The organism is Gordonia sp. VNK21, from assembly GCF_046098115.1.
Lineage (GTDB): Bacteria > Actinomycetota > Actinomycetes > Mycobacteriales > Mycobacteriaceae > Gordonia.
The window spans coordinates 120,588-135,472 of the sequence record NZ_JBJURU010000004.1 but is presented as its reverse complement, the minus strand read 5'-3'; the positions used below and the strand labels follow the sequence as shown (position 1 = coordinate 135,472).

Here is a 14,885-nt window from a genome sequence, read left to right as displayed (position 1 = left end):
GACAGTGATCGATGGCACAATGGGCCTCTATGCGGTCCATCTGGAAAGGCGACCTGAGCTTCGGCCTGGTGAACGTGCCGGTCAAGGTGTACTCGGCCACGCAGAGTCACGACCGCGCCTCCCATCAGGTCGACGCCTCCGACGGCACCCGCATCCGCTACCGGCGGGTGCGCGAGGGCACCGACCAGGAGGTGGACTACAGCGCGATCGCCAACGCCTACGAGACCGACGAGGGCGGCGTGGTGATTCTCAGCAAGGACGACCTTGCGTCCCTGCCGGTCACCAGGAGTCCGGAGATCGCCATCACCGAGTTCGTGCCGGCGGACCAGGTGGATCCGATCTACTTCGACAAGGCCTACTACCTCGAGCCGTCGTCGAAGTCACCGAAGGCCTATGTGCTGCTGGCCCAGGCCCTCGAACGCACCGAACGCCTCGCGATCGCCACCTTCACCCTGCGCAACCGCACCCGGCTGGCCGCGCTCCGGGTGATCGACGGGGTGATGACGCTGCAGACCCTGCTCTGGCCGGACGAGATCCGGACCCCGGAGTTCGGCTTCCTCGACGCCGAGGTGCCGATCCGGCCGCAGGAACTGGATATGGCGGCGTCACTCATCGAGACGATGGCCGCCGACTTCGATCCGGCCCAGTACGAGGACACCTACGAGGTGGAGCTGAGCAAACTGATCGAGTCCAGAGCGGAAGGCGGACAGGCGTTCTCGTCCGATCAGAACGCCCCCGAGGCCGACGCCGGCGACGACGAGGTGGCCGACCTGCTGGCGGCGCTGCGCGCCTCGGTCCGCGACCGGGGCGGTGACGAGCCGGCCGAGCCGGCGCCGACGACGAAGACTGCGGTCAAGAAGACTGGGGTCAAGAAGTCGGAGGTCAAGAAGTCGGCGGTCAAGAAGACGGCGGCCAAGAAGACGGCGGCCAAGAAGACCACTGCGGCCAAGAAGACCACTGCGGCCAAGAAAGATCCCGCCGGGAAGACAGCGGCGAAGAAGACGGCAGCGAAGAAGACCACTGCGGCGACGCGTAAGCGGACGGCGAGCTGAGTCCGGCCCGCCGATGAAATACAGGGAGTGAAAGAGCAGATGGCACAAGCGGATTCGTCAGAGGAGAGCTTCGACGTCCTGATCGTGGGAGCCGGGCTGTCCGGCATCGACGCCGCCTACCGGCTGCGCGAACGCAACCCCGGACTGACGTACTCGATCCTCGAACGGCGCGAGCGGATCGGCGGCACCTGGGACCTGTTCCGGTACCCGGGAGTGCGCAGCGACTCGGACATCTTCACTCTCAGCTTCCCGTGGAACCCGTGGCGCGGTACCCGGCTGATGGCCCACGGCGACGAGATCCGCGACTACCTCGAGCAGACCGCCCGGGACTTCGGCATCTACCCGCACATCACCTTCCGGACCGAGGTGCTCGCCGCCGACTTCGACACCGGCACCGATCTGTGGACCGTCGACGCCATCGTCGACGGTCAGCCGCGCACCCTGACCGCCCGTTTCCTGTACATGTGCACCGGCTACTACAGCTACGACCACGCCTACCGTCCGGACTTCCCCGGCGAGGAGAACTTCACCGGCACCCTGGTGCATCCGCAGTTCTGGCCGGAGGATCTCGACTACGCCGGCAAGAAGATCGTGGTGATCGGCAGCGGCGCCACCGCTGTCACGCTGATCCCGGCGCTGGCGGAGACCGCGGGACACGTGACCATGCTGCAGCGGTCGCCGACTTATCTGTTCCCGTATCCGTGGCAGGATCCGATGACCACGGCGGTGCAGAAACTGCTGCCCAAGCAGCTCGCCCACGACCTGACCCGGTACCGCAACGCCGGTCTGACGATGGGGCTGTACCTGTTCTGCCGACAGTTCCCCAAGGCCTCGCGCCGGCTCCTGCGGTCGATCGCCAAACGCAATCTGCCCAAGGGCTTCGAGGTGGACACTCACTTCAAACCGGCCTACGAGCCGTGGGATCAGCGCCTGTGCGTGATCCCGGAGAACGACTTCTACAAGGCGATCGCCGGCGGTGCCGCCGACGTGGTCACCGACACCATCGACCACTTCACCGCCGACGGGATCGTGGTCTCCTCCGGCGACGAGATCAAGGCCGACATCGTGGTCACCGCCACCGGCCTGAACCTGATCGCGATGGGTGGTGTCGGCCTGTCGGTGGACGGGGAGGCGGTGAATCCGGGGGAGAAGTACGCCTACCGCGGCTACATGCTCGACGACGTCCCCAACCTGGCGTGGTCGGTGGGCTACACCAACGCCTCCTGGACCCTGCGGGTGGACCTGACCAGTCAGGCCGTCGCCGAGCTCATCGAGTACATGCGGGTCAACAGCTACACCCGGGCCTACCCGACCCTGCACGGCCGCCGGCCCGCCACCCACGCGCTGCTCGAACTGGACTCCGGATACGTCCAGCGCGCCGGCGGCAAGCTGCCCAAGGCGGGCGAGAAGGCGCCCTGGCAGGTGCGGCACAACCTGATCCTCGACGGCATCGACGCCCGCCGGTACGACGTCACGCAGGACATGGTCTTCGGTACCGGCAACTCCCGTCCCCCGGCCGGTGGATCCGCCGGGACCCGCTCCGACCAGATGAAGGAACGATGACCACAGCACTCGATCGCGACCAGGCGGTCGCGGACTTCTTCGCGCGGGTGGAGTCCCAGCAGATCAGCGACCCGGCCGAGCTCGACGCCATCTGGGCGATGCTCGACACGGTCACCGTCGAGGAGATCCTCGGCGACTGGCGGGGCGGCGAACTGCCCACCGGGCATCGGATGGACGGGCGGCTCGCGGCGGTCGGCTGGTACGGCAAGTGGTTCCGCAGCTGGTACGACGTGGCGCCGATGGTCTGCCGCGGCGAGGACGGCGAGCTGTACTCGAACCTCGAGATCGGCAAGGGTGCGGCCAGCCTGTGGGAGGTGGGCTTCCGCGGTGAGGTCACCGCGTCGATGGTCTACGACGGTCAGCCGGTGATCGACCACTTCAAGCGGGTCGACGGGAACACGCTGATGGGCATCATGAACGGCACCACCTCGCTGGTGCGCGAGCGGCACTTCTACTTCTATCTGCAGCGTGACGGGCAGGACCGCTGATGGTGACCGTGAACCTCGGCCGCAGCCGGCAGAACGACATCTACACCGGGGGCGTTCACGGCCGCCGGCCCACCGTCCCCACCGACTTCGCCGAACTCGAACGCCGCGCCGAGGCGACGATGTCGCGGCGCGGCTGGGCCTACATCGCCGGCGGTGCCGGTGAGGGCCGGACGATGGCCGCCAACCGTGCCGCCCTCGACTCGTGGGCCATCGTGCCGCGGGTGCTGCGCGATGTGAGCGAACGATCCCTGGAGATCGAGCTCTTCGGCCAGAAGCTGGCGGCGCCGGTGCTCTTCGCGCCGGTCGGCGCCGGGGCGCTGGCCCGCGAGAACGCCGACGTGCTGATCGGTCGGGCCGCGGCCGAGCTCGGCGTGCCATACATCTTCTCCAATCAGGGCTGCGCCCCGATGGAGGAGGTGGCCGCGGCGATGGAGCGTGTCCGTCCCGGGGCGCCGCGCTGGTTCCAGCTCTACTGGTCCACCGACGATCGGCTGGTCGCCAGCCTGATCAGCCGGGCCGAGAAGATGGGGGCGGCGGCCCTGGCCGTCACCCTCGACACCACCATGCTGGGCTGGCGGCCGCAGGACCTCAATCTGGGGTCGCTGCCGTTCGCGCGGGCCGAGGGCATCGACCAGTACACCTCGGATCCGGCCTTCTGGGAGATCGTCCGCGAGCGCCTGGCGGCGGCGACCGCGGAGAAGCCGGAGGTCTCGATCGGCGCGATCAAGACCCTGCTGCGCATCGCGCGCAACGTGCCCGGCTCGGTGCTGAGCAACGTCCGCACCCCGCACGCGCGCGCCGCCGTGCAGACCTTTCTCGACATCTACTCCCGGCCGTCGCTGAACTGGGACGACATCGCGAGCCTGCGGCAGCGCACCGAGCTGCCGATCGTGCTCAAAGGGGTCCTTCACCCCGACGACGCCCGCCAGGCCGCGGCGCTGGGCGTCGACGGCATCGTCGTCTCCAACCACGGCGGACGGCAGATCGACGGATCGATCAGCTCCACCGATGCGCTCGTCGACATCGTCGACGCGGTGGGCGGCAGCCTCAAGATCCTGGCCGACTCCGGGTTCTACACCGGCGCCGACGTCTTCAAGGCGCTCGCGCTCGGGGCTGACGCGGTCTGCATCGGCCGCCCGCACATGTACGGGCTGGCCCTGGCCGGGGCCGAAGGGGCCCGGGACGCGGTCGCGAACATCCTCGCCGAACTCGATCTCACCCTGGGGCTGTCCGGGCACACCGACGTCGCCGGCCTGGACCGGTCCGCGCTCAAGTACCTGGGCCGCTGACGGTCCGGACACGAACGCCGGATCAGACCAGCGGACGCCCGGTGCGCAGCCGCCAGCGCACATCGAGCAGGAAGGCGTTGAGCGGGAACTGGCGTACCGGCTTGGGGCAGCCGCGCAGCACGATCCGGGCGACGGCGTTGTGGGTCTCGAAGAACCGGCGCTGCCACGGCTTCTGCTCGATCCGCATCTTGGCGCGGAACGGCGCGGGCAGGAACCCGATGGTCATCGCCTCGGAGTACCAGCCGCCCAGGCGGCGCACCATCGGGTGGGCGAACTCCATCCGCACGATCCGCATCAGGTACTCGCGGATGGTGTCATCGATCTCGAGGTCGTCGACCGTGGTGTTCCAGTAGTCCTCGAAGTCGGCGCGGGTGGCCGGCCACAGTTCCGGCGGCATCTGCAGGGTGGTGCCCATCACCGCGCCCTGCCGGTACGCCTCCTCGGTGATCCGGCGCGGATCGCCGTACAGCCGCTGGACGTCCTCCCAGCCGCGGTAGAGGCAGGCGGCCACCCACAACTGCAGCGACGGATCGAAGGCGTTGTACTTCACCGGGCTGTTCTCGTCCGAGCGGACGTGGGCGTGCGACCTGTTCACCGCCTGCCGGTACTTCCTGCGCAGCTGCGGGCCGCCCATGGCGGCGACCGCGAGGTAGGTCAGGGTGGTGCGGGTGCGCTTGGTCGGGTTCTTGAACAGATTCCCGCTCTCGACCTTGCTCTCGTACACGCCGTAGCCGACGGCCGGCACGGCGAGCTGCATGATCACATTCGCGGGACCGGCCAGCAGCGCGGCGCCGAGCATCTCCATGCCGGTGGAGTCGACGTGGTCGAGTTCCTCGCGCCGGGAGCGATGCATGTTCTCGGCCGGGAACTCGGTCTGCGCACTCGCCTCGATGCTCACCGCGGCCTCCTCAAAATGTGATAACAGATGTTTCCACTTACTGACATCGATTGAACTACCGCCGTGATGCGGTGTCAAGATGGGAAGCGTGGTGTCTCAGCGATCGGCCGGCGAGTCGGCACAACTGCGTGCCTACGGCGGAGAGGACGGCGGGTCCCGGGTGGCCCGCCGGCGCACCGCGCTCATCGAATCGGCGCTGGATCTGCTCGGGGCGCCGGAGCCGGCGCCAGTGACCGTCCGCGGCGTCTGCGCTCGCGCCGGACTCACCCCGCGCTACTTCTACGAGAGCTTCACCGGCGTCGACGATCTGGTCGGGGCCGCCTACGACGAGGTGATCGCCGAGTTCGCCGAACGGGGGCAGGTCGCCTTCGCCTCCACGCAGGATCCCCGGCGCCGGGTGGCCCGCGCGGTGCGGGCCATCGTCGACGTGGTCGACGACGATGCCAGGAAGGGGCGGCTGGTCTTCTCGGATGCACCGGTCAGCCCGGTGGTGGCCGCCAAACGCGGGGACTCGCTGCTGCTCTTCGTCGCCCTGACCGCCGACTCCGCGCAGGAGGCGCTGGGCCTCTCGCCGGGGCCGGAGGTGACAGCGGCCGCGCACTTCCAGGTCGGCGGCCTGTCCCGGCTGCTGGCCTCGTGGATCGAGGGCACGGTGCAGATCGACAAGGAGTCGCTGATCGGCGTGTGCGTGGGCATGCTGCTGCCGAACAGCCTGGCGCGTTAGGGTGATCAGATGACCAGCTGGCGAGAGTACGGGCCCGTCGACTTGCCGTCCCCGCTGGCCGCTGCGCTCGCCGCCTTCGCCGAACACGGCTACCACGGCACCTCGGTGCGGGACATCGCGGCACGAGCGGGGCTGTCGGTGCCGGGACTCTATCACCACTACCCGTCCAAACAGTCACTGCTGCAAGGCTTGTGTGAGATCACCATGATGGACCTGCTGCGCCGGAGCCAGGAGGCGCTCGACGAGGCCGGCCAGGATCCGGTGCGGCGCTTCGATGCGCTGACCGAGTCGCTGCTGCGCTTCCACATGTTCCGCCGGGAGCAGGCCTTCGTCGCCTCCACCGAGATCCGCAGTCTCGATGCGGGCTATCGCGAGATCTACGTGGGGCACCGCGACCGGCAGCAGCGGATGATCGAGGGCGTGGTGGACGCCGGCGTGGAGGCGGGCGTGTTCACCACCGGCTATCCCAAGGATGCGGCGCGGGCGCTGGCGACGATGGCGGTCGGCGTATCCACCTGGTTCACTCCCAGTGGTCCGCTCACCGCTGACGAGCTGGTGCGCCGGAACCTGCAGATCGCCCACGACATGGTCCGGTACGTCTCGCCGGTCTGATCGCTACTTGACGCCGGGCGGCGGCATCCGGGTACAGTGTTCGCAGCAACCGAGCGAGCGCTCGGTCATAGTGGCTCCCGGCCGGCGATCGGACACGGCCGAGGTGAAGGAGAGTGTGGGATGTCCATCGATCTGTCCTATCGGCCGGAGGTCGTCGACCTCGTCGACCGCGCCCGGCGCTTCATCGCCGACGTGGTGCTGCCGGTGGAGAACCGGCATGCGGGCGACGTGGAGGCGGCCGGCGGCGACGACCTGCGGCGGGAACTGAACGCGCAGGCCAAGCAGGCCGGTATCTTCGCGCCGCACGCACCCGTCGAGTTCGGCGGCCTGGGCCTGAACATGTCCGACCGTGCACCGGTCTTCGAGGCCGCCGGCCGCTCCACCTTCGGGCCGGTCGCCCTGCACCTGGGGGCACCGGACGAGGGCAACGTGCACATGCTCGCCCACATCGCCACCGACGCGCAGAAGCAGAAATACCTCGCACCCCTCGCCGCCGGCGACGTGCGCAGCGCCTTCGCGATGACCGAACCGGCGCCCGGCGCCGGCGCCGACCCCAACGCACTGAACACGCTGGCGCAGAAGGTGCCGGGCGGCTGGAAGATCAACGGCCTCAAGCGCTTCATCACCGGCGCGGACGGCGCGGGCTTCTTCATCATCATGGCCCGCACGGCCGGAGAACCCGGCGACCGCGGCGGCGCCACCATGTTCCTGGCGCCGGCCGAGGCTGCCGGCATCGAGGTGCAGCGCTACGTGCACACCTACGACCGCGGGATGATCGGCGGCCACTGCGAGGTGCGCTTCACCGATGTCTTCGTGCCCGACGAGGACGTGCTCGGCGAACCCGACCAGGGCTACCGTTACGCCCAGGTGCGGCTGGGGCCGGCGCGGATGACCCACGTGATGCGCTGGATGGGCATCGCGGTCCGAGCCCACGACCTCGCCCTGGACTATGTGAGCACCCGGCAGGGCTTCGGCGGTCGGATCGGCGATTTGGGCATGATCCAGCAGATGGTGGCCGACAACGAGATCGACATCGCCGGCGCCCGTGCGCTGCTGGTGCGCGCCTGCTGGGAACTCGACCAGGGAGAGCACGCCTCCGACTCCACCTCCATCGCCAAGACCTTCGCCGCCGAGGCGTACTCGCGGGTGCTGGACCGGTGCATGCAGATGTGCGGCGGGCTCGGCGTCTCCGAGGATCTGCCGCTGGCCCGGCTGGCCAACGAGGTGCGGCCCTTCCGGATCTACGACGGCCCCTCGGAGGTGCACCGCTGGGCGCTGGCCAGGCGGGCCGTGGGCCGGGCCCGCAAGAACACGGAAGCGGGAATCGTCCATGTCTGATCATCCCGGTCTGCGGGCCGCCGATCTGCGAAAGCTGCTCGCCGCCAACGACGTCGAGGTCCAGGGCGAGCTGAACATCGAACTGATCAGCGGCGGCCGCTCCAATCTCACCTTCACCGTCAGTGACGATGTGCATCGCTGGGTGACCCGCCGCCCACCGCTGGCCGGACTCACCCCGTCGGCCCACGACATGGAGCGTGAATGGGCCGTCACCGCCGCGCTCACCGGCACCCCTGTCCCGGTGGCCGCGCCGGTGGCCATCGACCGGACCGGCGAGTTCATCGGTGCCCCGTGCACCGTCGTCGACTTCGTCGACGGCCAGGTGATCCGCTCGGAGGAGGACCTGCAGGCCTGGACCGATGACGAGGTGGCAGCCAACTTCGACGCGCTCGTGCATACCCTGGCCGATCTGCACGCCGTGGACTACCGCGCCGTGGGGCTGGCCGACTTCGGCCGTCCCGAGGGCTTCGCCGCCCGGCAGGTGAAACTGTGGGCCCGGCAGTGGGGCCTGGTCAAGACCCGCGAACTGCCGGATGTGGAGCGACTGGCGGCCGCGCTGACCGAACGGGTGCCCGCGCAGGCGGCCAGCAGCATCGTGCACGGCGACTTCCGGGTGGACAACACCATCCTCGCGCCCGGCGACCCGGCCCGGGTGGCCGCCGTCGTCGACTGGGAGATGGCGGCCCTCGGCGACCCGCTCACCGACGTCGCGCTGATGTGCATCTACCGCGAACCGGTGTTCTCGGCGGTGCTGGGCTTCGACGCGGCCTGGACCTCGGCCCGGTATCCGGATCCCGACCACATGGCGCAGCGCTACGCCCAGATCGCCGGCACCGACCTGGGCGACTGGCAGTTCTACCTCGGATTGGCCAACCTGAAGCTGGGCGTGATCGCCGAAGGCATCACCCACCGGGCGCTGCAGGGCGGCTCCTCGGGCGCCGCCGGCGCCGAACACGCCGCCGAGGCCACCGCGTCGTTCATCGCGGCCGGCCTGGCCGCGATCGGCTGACCCGGTGGCGGGCGCACCCAGACGAGAAGAAGAGGCGAGGTAACCGATGGGCGGGATCTATCTGGTGCGGCACGGGCAGGCCCCGGCCACGGCCTACGGCGTGGGCGACGCGGCCGCCGCCGGGCCCGGACTGACCGAACTGGGCACCGCCCAGGCCCGGCGCACCGGCGCGGAGCTGGCCGGTCTGGTGCCCGGGTTCACCGCGGCGATCAGCGGCGACCTGCCGCGTCAGCGGGCCACCCTCGCCGGGGTGCTCGAGGCCTTTCAGACGCCGCCCGAGCCGGTCGTCGACCCGGACTGGAACGAGTACGAGATCCCGCAGAGCATCGACGCCTCGGCGGAGGAGCTGACCCGGATGTACCGCGACGGCGCCGCCTATCAGCGGGTGCTCGACGCCGCCCTGGCCCGATGGGTGGGCGGAGAGGACAGCGGCGGCGAGAGCTACGCCGCCTTCGGCGGCCGGGTCGCCGCCGCCGCCGAGCGGGCGGTTGCGCTGGCCGGCTCGGGCCAGAACGTGCTCGTGGTGTCCTCGGCCGGGGTGATCATGCAACTGGTCGCCCGGCTGTGGCAGGTGCCCGACGCCCAGTGGCCCACGCTGGCCCGCTCGATGTTCAACGCCTCGTTCTCCCGGCTGCTGGTGGGGCGCAGCGGGGTCACCGTGGTCTCGGTCAACGAGCACGCTCACCTGGCCGCCGGGGACGCCGGCCTGGCCAGCTTCCGGTGACCGCCGGGCCGGGCGCAGGCGCCCGCGAGTCCGATCTCACAGGCCCTGCGCTTGCCACCGGTCAGCGGTCTTGCTAGCTTTGCGTCCATGACTCACCAGCCGTATGCGATCCCGGAGGTCACCTATGTGACCACCGCTCTGGGATGCCGTCTGCCGCTGGCCCGGGTCCTTTGTTGCCGTCGAATGCGCTGACCCAGCTTTCGTCGTGCCCGCCTCTGCGCCGCGGGCCCTCCCTCAGTGTCACCGCCGCCGGCGGCCGGCACTCGGCAACCAAGGACCACACTCATGACTTCCACCCTCGATCGACGTATCCCGGCCCCGAACGCGCCGGCCGATCTCACCGTCCGCCCGGCCCGGGCCGCCCGCCGCGCCGCCGCCCCGCACGCCGAGGTGGCCGGTCTGCACCTGTCCACCAAGGCCGCCGCCCTGGTGCTGCGCACCGCCCGGGTCTCCGGTCCGGTCTTCCGCGATGACGCGGCCGCCGCCACCGGGCTGTCCATCTCCACAGTCAACCGCCAGGTCAGCGCGCTGCTGCGGGCCGGCCTGATCCGCGAGCGCGCCGACCTCACCCCGCCCGGGGCTGTGGGCCGGCCCCGCGTGCCGTTCGAGATCAACACCGGCGACTTCCTCACCGTCGGCATCCACATCGGCTACCGCACCACCTCGATCACCACCCACGACCTGCAGCACCGCGTGGTCGGCGCCATCTCCATCCCCACGCCGCAGGCCGCCGACCCGGCGCAGATCGTCAGCGCGATCGGCGCCAGCGCCCGGCGCTTCGCCGACCGCTGGGTGGGCAAGCGCCTGCTCTGGGGCGGTGTCGCCATCGGCGGCCGCGTCGGCGACAAGGGCGTCGTCGACCATCCGCGGCTGGGCTGGACCGGGGTGCGCGTGGGCGAGCTGATCGCCGCCGAACTCGGGCTGCCGGTGTCGGTCGCCTCGCACGTCGAGGCCATGGCGGCCGCCGAGCTGGTGGTCAACCCGGCCGAATCCAGCCAGAACTTCCTCTACTTCTACGCCCGGGAAATGGCCGGTATCGCCTTCAGTGTGGACGGCACCGTGCACACCCCGGCCGCCGGACCGCCGACCATCGGGCACTTCCCGACCGGCCCCACCCGGCTGCTCGACCCGAACAGCACCGGTCGCCTCGAGGACGCCGTCGGCGACTCGGGCGTACTGGAGGCGGCCGCCGCGGCCGGTCTGAACGTGACCAGTCTCGACGAGCTGCGCGCCGCGGCACGCACCGGCGACACCGTCGCGCACGAGATCCTCGCCGAGCGGGCCGAGGTGCTCGGGCGCACCGTCGCACTGATGTCGGACATCTTCAACCCCGATCACGTGATCCTGGGCGGGCAGGCGTTCACCGACTACCCGGAGGCGCTGCCGGTGGTCTCCAAGGCGCTGCGCGCGACGTCGGTGATCAACAACCGCGACGTGCGGGTGGCCCGGTCGGCGATCACCGTGCAGCAGAAGGCGGCCGGCGCCGTCGCCCTGGACGCCATCTACTCCGATCCGCTGGACGCGCTCTCGCACACCGCCTGAGGCTCCCCGGCTGCGCCGTCGGCCGGGGCGGTGTGGGCTCAGTCGGCGGTGCGGCGCACAAAGGCGCGCAGTGCGACCGGCGCGAAGACCACGGTCAGAGCCAGCGACCACAACACCGTCGCGATCACCGGATGCTGCAGGGGCAGTGCGGCGCCCGGGGCGGCGGCCGGTCCGTTGCCCCACAGCTCCCGCATGGCCTGCACCAGGGACGAGATCGGGTTCCACTCGGCGATGAACCGGAGCCAGTCGGCCATCGGCGCGGTCGGCACGAAGACATTCGACAGGAACGTGAGCGGGAACAGGGTGGAGAACAGGAAGCCGTTCACCGCCTCCACCGATCGCAGCCACGAACCGATCAGCACGCCGTACCAGATCATCCCGAAACCGAAGACCACGATCAGCACGAAGCCGAGGATCGCGTCGAGGATGCCGCCGTGGATCCGCCAGCCGATCACCAGGCCGGTCACCGCCATCACGGTCAGGCCGATCGCCGAATGCAGCAGGGCGGCGATCGCCCGGCCCAGCAGATAGGAGAACCTGCTGATCGGCAGCGAGCGGAACCGGTCGACGATGCCCTTGTCCACGTCGGCGGTGATGCCCATGGCCACCACGAAGGCGGTGAAGACGATGGTCTGGCCCATGATGCCCGGGAGCAGGAACTCGCGGTAGTTGCCGCCGTCGGGCACCGAGACGGCCGCGCCGAAGACGAAGGAGAACAGCAGCACGAAGATCACCGGCTGAACGGTGACGTCGGTGAGCATCTCCGGCATGCGCCGGGTGTGGATCAGGCTGCGGCGCACGATGATCGAGGTCTGTCGCCACAATCCCGGCGGAGTGATCGGCAGGTCGGCACTGGTCACGGTTGCTCCTCCCCGGTGCTCGAGCGGTGCCCGGTCAGCGACAGGAAGACATCGTCGAGGCTGGGCCGGGACAGCCGCAGGTCGTCAACGGCGATCCGCTCGGCCGAGAGCAGACCGGCGATCCGGGTCAGGTCGTCCAGGCCGCCGGCGGCCACGGTGAGGGTGCGCACGTCGGCGTCGAGGAAGATCTCGGGGGAGTGCTGCACCAGCAGCCGGTGCGCGTGCTCGAGCTGGTGCGCGTGGGTCACCGTCGCGATCACGCTGGCCGCGCCCGAGCGCTCCTTGAGCTGCAGCGGTGTGCCCTCGGCGATGATCCGGCCCCGGTCGATCACCACGATGGTGTCGGCCAGCTGATCGGCCTCCTCGAGGTACTGGGTGGTCAGCACCAGGGTGGTGCCGCCGGCCACCAGCTCGCGCAGCACATCCCACAGCTCGTTGCGGCTGTGGGGATCCAGGCCGGTGGTGGGCTCGTCCAGGAACAGCACCGGCGGCGCGGCGAGCAGACTCACCGCCAGGTCCAGGCGCCGGCGCATGCCGCCCGAGTAGTCGCGGACCACCTTGTTCCCGGCGTCGGTGAGGGAGAACTGCTCGAGCAGCTGTTCGCAGCGGCTGCGCAGCGCCGCGCGCCGGATGCCGTACAGCCCGCCGATCATCGCCAGGTTCTCCCGGCCGGTGAGCAGCTCGTCGACGGTGGCCGCCTGACCCGTCAGCCCCATGCTGCGGCGTACCATGGCCGGTTCCTCGAGCACGTCGTGACCGGCGATCCTGGCGGTTCCCGCGGTGGGCCGGGAGAGGGTGGTCATCATCCGGACGGTGGTGGTCTTGCCGGCGCCGTTGGGGCCGAGCACGGTGCCGGCCGGCACGGAGAAGCTCACACCGTCGACGGCGGTGAAGTCGCCGAAGCGTTTGACCAGGCCGACGGCTTCGACGGCCGGGGAGCGGCCGGGGATATCGGGCATGCGCACAAGCCTATGCGCCCGACCGCGGATCCGGCTAGCGGGTTTCTCCGGTCCGGTGCGCCCGGACGAGGGCGCTGGCCCGCAGCCGCCGGTAGCCGCGCACCGACAGGGCCGGCACGTGGCGCACCCGGACGTCCTCGTCGTCGGCCAGCGCATCGGCCAGGTTCTGGTCCACCAGCGTGGTGCCCTCCCGGGCATTGCTGGCCAGCCGGGCGGCGATGTTCACCGGCTCGCCGAAGAGGTCGCCCATCCGGATCAGCGCCACCCCCTCGGCCATCCCGATCCGCAGGGTGGGCATCACCCCGTCCGAGGTCAGATCGTGCAGATCCAGCGCGATCGCGGCGGCTTGTGCGGGGGTCGGCGCGGTGAACATGACCGCGTCGCCGATGTTCTTGATCACCTGGCCGCCGCGGCCGTTGACGATCTGCTGAGCTGCGGATTCGAAGGCCTCGATCAGGTCCTCGAGCTCGGGCAGCCGCAGCCGCCGGGACAGCGAGGTGAAACCGACGATGTCGGCGAAGCCCACGATCGCCTCGGTCTCGCCGCTCTCGGCGTGCCGGGCCAGCCGGTCGTCGAGATGGCGTCGCCACACCAGCTGCTGGAGCCGGCCCACGGCGTCGGCGAGCTCCTGCTCGGTCATGCCGGTCTCCGGGTCGGCCGCCATCAGCCGGATCTGCTCGGCCTGCCATTCGGCCAGCCGCGCGGTGGCCTGCCCGAGGGACCGGGCGGCGGCCAGCTGCGAGGCGGGGTTGGCGGCGCTGGACTTGCCGAGGAAGGCGCGCAGGGACTCGAGGTCCTGGTCGGAGAACTCCGATCCGGTGTCGGGCCCCTCCGGGAAGCCGAAGGCGCCCCACAGGCGCAGGGCCACCTCACTGTCCAGACCGAGCGCCTCGATCAGATCGTCGCGGGTGTAGATGCGTTCGCCGGACGCCGGTCGCGAGTCGTCGTCACGCATGCAATAAGCCTTTCATGAGATAGGCCATCCGGGCCGCGAACTCCGGCCGCGGGGTGCTGCGCGGCATCCGCACCGCGTCGTTGACGATCGCCAGGGCGGCGTGCACCGTCAGCGACACCGCCTGCTCGTCGGTCTCGGGCTCGAGGCACCGGATCAGCTCGATCCAGCGGGCCACGTAGCGGCGCTGCCCGGCGATCAGTTCGATCGCCTGCGGATTGCCTGCGAGGACAAATCTGCTCTGAAACGAGACGCTCAGATCCGGTGCGCCACTGATGGATTGGACGTACGAGTCGACCAGAAGATCGAGCTGTCCGCGCGGCTCGGGCGAGGTGGCCGCCGCAGCCAGTGCGCCCGCTTCGAGCCGCAGCGCGCTGCGCTGGCCGATGGCGATCAGGATCGACTCCTTGGACGGAAAGTGTTTGTACACACTGGGTCCGGTGATGCCCACGGCCGCTCCGATCTCGTCCATCCCGGTGCCGGCGAAACCCTGATCGGCGAACAGCCGGGCTGCGGCGTCCAGGATCTCGTCGCGCCGGCCGGGGGTGGCGAAGAGGTCGGCCGGCAGCTCGGGGATCGGCGGCGCCGCCGAGGGGGTGAGCGAGAGGAGTCGCCGGATCAGTTGACGCAGAGTCGATTCGGCGATGTCCTGGTCCACCCGCAGGCTCCGGCCGCCTAGCTCCGCGAGCCAGACCTGTCACTCCACCGGGACGCGGACACCCCGCGGAAGCCGAAGGGCCTCCCCGGGCTGTGGCCTAGCCTCAAGAGGCTGGTCCTGGAGCTCAGGGACGCGCGGAAGGAGCCGTTCAGGTCGCGGCGGTTGGGGCGGAGCGTCGACCGGCGGCGGGCCAGGGAGCCCGTCCGGTGGCGCGCCG

At 70.3% G+C, this 14,885-nt stretch carries 15 protein-coding genes; 10 read left to right on the top strand and 5 right to left on the bottom strand.

What is annotated here, in order from left to right:
- Positions 1-29: 29 nt before the first annotated feature.
- Genes ACJMNC_RS06330 through ACJMNC_RS06315 form a run of 4 tightly spaced genes read left to right on the top strand, consistent with a single transcriptional unit; the run spans position 30 to position 4,392 of the window.
- The gene (locus ACJMNC_RS06330; RefSeq protein ID WP_408947100.1) at positions 30-1,052 is read left to right on the top strand and encodes a Ku protein; all 1,023 of its coding nucleotides are present in this window, start codon (positions 30-32) and stop codon (positions 1,050-1,052) included.
- Positions 1,053-1,091: 39 nt separating this feature from the next.
- A complete protein-coding gene (locus ACJMNC_RS06325; protein ID WP_408947099.1) occupies positions 1,092-2,615 on the top strand; it encodes a flavin-containing monooxygenase in 1,524 nt (507 codons plus the stop codon).
- On the top strand, positions 2,612-3,103 hold the full coding sequence (locus ACJMNC_RS06320; protein WP_408947098.1) for a DUF4334 domain-containing protein: 492 nt from the start codon (positions 2,612-2,614) through the stop codon (positions 3,101-3,103). The genes ACJMNC_RS06325 and ACJMNC_RS06320 overlap by 4 nt, the downstream gene beginning before the upstream one ends.
- Positions 3,103-4,392, top strand: coding sequence for an alpha-hydroxy-acid oxidizing protein (locus ACJMNC_RS06315; RefSeq protein ID WP_408947097.1), 1,290 nt, complete (start codon positions 3,103-3,105; stop codon positions 4,390-4,392). Before ACJMNC_RS06320 ends, ACJMNC_RS06315 begins: the two co-directional genes overlap by 1 nt.
- A 22-nt stretch (positions 4,393-4,414) precedes the next feature.
- On the opposite strand, the gene ACJMNC_RS06310 is transcribed toward ACJMNC_RS06315, so the two are convergent.
- On the bottom strand, positions 4,415-5,245 hold the full coding sequence (locus ACJMNC_RS06310; protein WP_408947204.1) for an oxygenase MpaB family protein: 831 nt from the start codon (positions 5,243-5,245) through the stop codon (positions 4,415-4,417).
- 133 nt (positions 5,246-5,378) lie between these two features.
- Here ACJMNC_RS06310 and ACJMNC_RS06305 point away from each other — a divergent pair, with 133 nt between their 5' ends.
- The 6 genes from ACJMNC_RS06305 (at position 5,379) to ACJMNC_RS06280 (ending at position 11,239) form a co-directional block, all read left to right on the top strand.
- Positions 5,379-6,014, top strand: a complete 636-nt coding sequence (locus tag ACJMNC_RS06305) for a TetR/AcrR family transcriptional regulator (protein ID WP_408947096.1) — start codon at positions 5,379-5,381, stop codon at positions 6,012-6,014.
- Between the two features lie 9 nt (positions 6,015-6,023).
- Positions 6,024-6,626 carry a TetR/AcrR family transcriptional regulator gene (locus tag ACJMNC_RS06300; RefSeq protein ID WP_408947095.1) on the top strand — a complete coding sequence of 201 codons (603 nt, stop codon included), beginning with the start codon at positions 6,024-6,026 and terminating at the stop codon, positions 6,624-6,626.
- A gap of 120 nt (positions 6,627-6,746) precedes the next feature.
- Positions 6,747-7,964 carry an acyl-CoA dehydrogenase family protein gene (locus ACJMNC_RS06295; protein ID WP_408947094.1) on the top strand — a complete coding sequence of 406 codons (1,218 nt, stop codon included), beginning with the start codon at positions 6,747-6,749 and terminating at the stop codon, positions 7,962-7,964.
- A complete protein-coding gene (locus tag ACJMNC_RS06290; RefSeq protein ID WP_408947093.1) occupies positions 7,957-8,973 on the top strand; it encodes a phosphotransferase family protein in 1,017 nt (338 codons plus the stop codon). The genes ACJMNC_RS06295 and ACJMNC_RS06290 overlap by 8 nt, the downstream gene beginning before the upstream one ends.
- A gap of 46 nt (positions 8,974-9,019) precedes the next feature.
- On the top strand, positions 9,020-9,697 hold the full coding sequence (locus ACJMNC_RS06285) for a histidine phosphatase family protein (RefSeq protein ID WP_408947092.1): 678 nt from the start codon (positions 9,020-9,022) through the stop codon (positions 9,695-9,697).
- 285 nt (positions 9,698-9,982) lie between these two features.
- A complete protein-coding gene (locus ACJMNC_RS06280) occupies positions 9,983-11,239 on the top strand; it encodes an ROK family protein (protein ID WP_408947091.1) in 1,257 nt (418 codons plus the stop codon).
- A gap of 38 nt (positions 11,240-11,277) precedes the next feature.
- Here ACJMNC_RS06280 and ACJMNC_RS06275 read toward each other — a convergent pair whose 3' ends face one another.
- Genes ACJMNC_RS06275 through ACJMNC_RS06260 form a run of 4 tightly spaced genes read right to left on the bottom strand, consistent with a single transcriptional unit; the run spans position 11,278 to position 14,668 of the window.
- The gene (locus tag ACJMNC_RS06275) at positions 11,278-12,099 is read right to left on the bottom strand and encodes an ABC transporter permease (protein ID WP_408947090.1); all 822 of its coding nucleotides are present in this window, start codon (positions 12,097-12,099) and stop codon (positions 11,278-11,280) included.
- Positions 12,096-13,058 carry an ATP-binding cassette domain-containing protein gene (locus ACJMNC_RS06270; RefSeq protein ID WP_408947089.1) on the bottom strand — a complete coding sequence of 321 codons (963 nt, stop codon included), beginning with the start codon at positions 13,056-13,058 and terminating at the stop codon, positions 12,096-12,098. Before ACJMNC_RS06270 ends, ACJMNC_RS06275 begins: the two co-directional genes overlap by 4 nt.
- 34 nt (positions 13,059-13,092) lie before the next feature.
- Positions 13,093-14,013: an adenylate/guanylate cyclase domain-containing protein gene (locus tag ACJMNC_RS06265; protein WP_408947088.1), complete on the bottom strand. Its 921-nt coding sequence runs from the start codon at positions 14,011-14,013 to the stop codon at positions 13,093-13,095.
- The gene (locus tag ACJMNC_RS06260; protein ID WP_408947087.1) at positions 14,006-14,668 is read right to left on the bottom strand and encodes a TetR/AcrR family transcriptional regulator; all 663 of its coding nucleotides are present in this window, start codon (positions 14,666-14,668) and stop codon (positions 14,006-14,008) included. Before ACJMNC_RS06260 ends, ACJMNC_RS06265 begins: the two co-directional genes overlap by 8 nt.
- Positions 14,669-14,885 lie beyond the last annotated feature (217 nt).

Coding starts and splice junctions, on each gene's coding strand:
- ACJMNC_RS06330 (WP_408947100.1), top strand. CDS start 30: ATGCGGTCCATCTGGAAAGGCGACCTGAGCTTCGGCCTGGTGAACGTG.
- ACJMNC_RS06325 (WP_408947099.1), top strand. CDS start 1,092: ATGGCACAAGCGGATTCGTCAGAGGAGAGCTTCGACGTCCTGATCGTG.
- ACJMNC_RS06285 (WP_408947092.1), top strand. CDS start 9,020: ATGGGCGGGATCTATCTGGTGCGGCACGGGCAGGCCCCGGCCACGGCC.
- ACJMNC_RS06265 (WP_408947088.1), bottom strand. CDS start 14,013: ATGCGTGACGACGACTCGCGACCGGCGTCCGGCGAACGCATCTACACC.
- ACJMNC_RS06310 (WP_408947204.1), bottom strand. CDS start 5,245: ATGCATCGCTCCCGGCGCGAGGAACTCGACCACGTCGACTCCACCGGC.
- ACJMNC_RS06300 (WP_408947095.1), top strand. CDS start 6,024: ATGACCAGCTGGCGAGAGTACGGGCCCGTCGACTTGCCGTCCCCGCTG.
- ACJMNC_RS06270 (WP_408947089.1), bottom strand. CDS start 13,058: ATGCCCGATATCCCCGGCCGCTCCCCGGCCGTCGAAGCCGTCGGCCTG.
- ACJMNC_RS06295 (WP_408947094.1), top strand. CDS start 6,747: ATGTCCATCGATCTGTCCTATCGGCCGGAGGTCGTCGACCTCGTCGAC.
- ACJMNC_RS06290 (WP_408947093.1), top strand. CDS start 7,957: ATGTCTGATCATCCCGGTCTGCGGGCCGCCGATCTGCGAAAGCTGCTC.
- ACJMNC_RS06320 (WP_408947098.1), top strand. CDS start 2,612: ATGACCACAGCACTCGATCGCGACCAGGCGGTCGCGGACTTCTTCGCG.
- ACJMNC_RS06315 (WP_408947097.1), top strand. CDS start 3,103: ATGGTGACCGTGAACCTCGGCCGCAGCCGGCAGAACGACATCTACACC.
- ACJMNC_RS06280 (WP_408947091.1), top strand. CDS start 9,983: ATGACTTCCACCCTCGATCGACGTATCCCGGCCCCGAACGCGCCGGCC.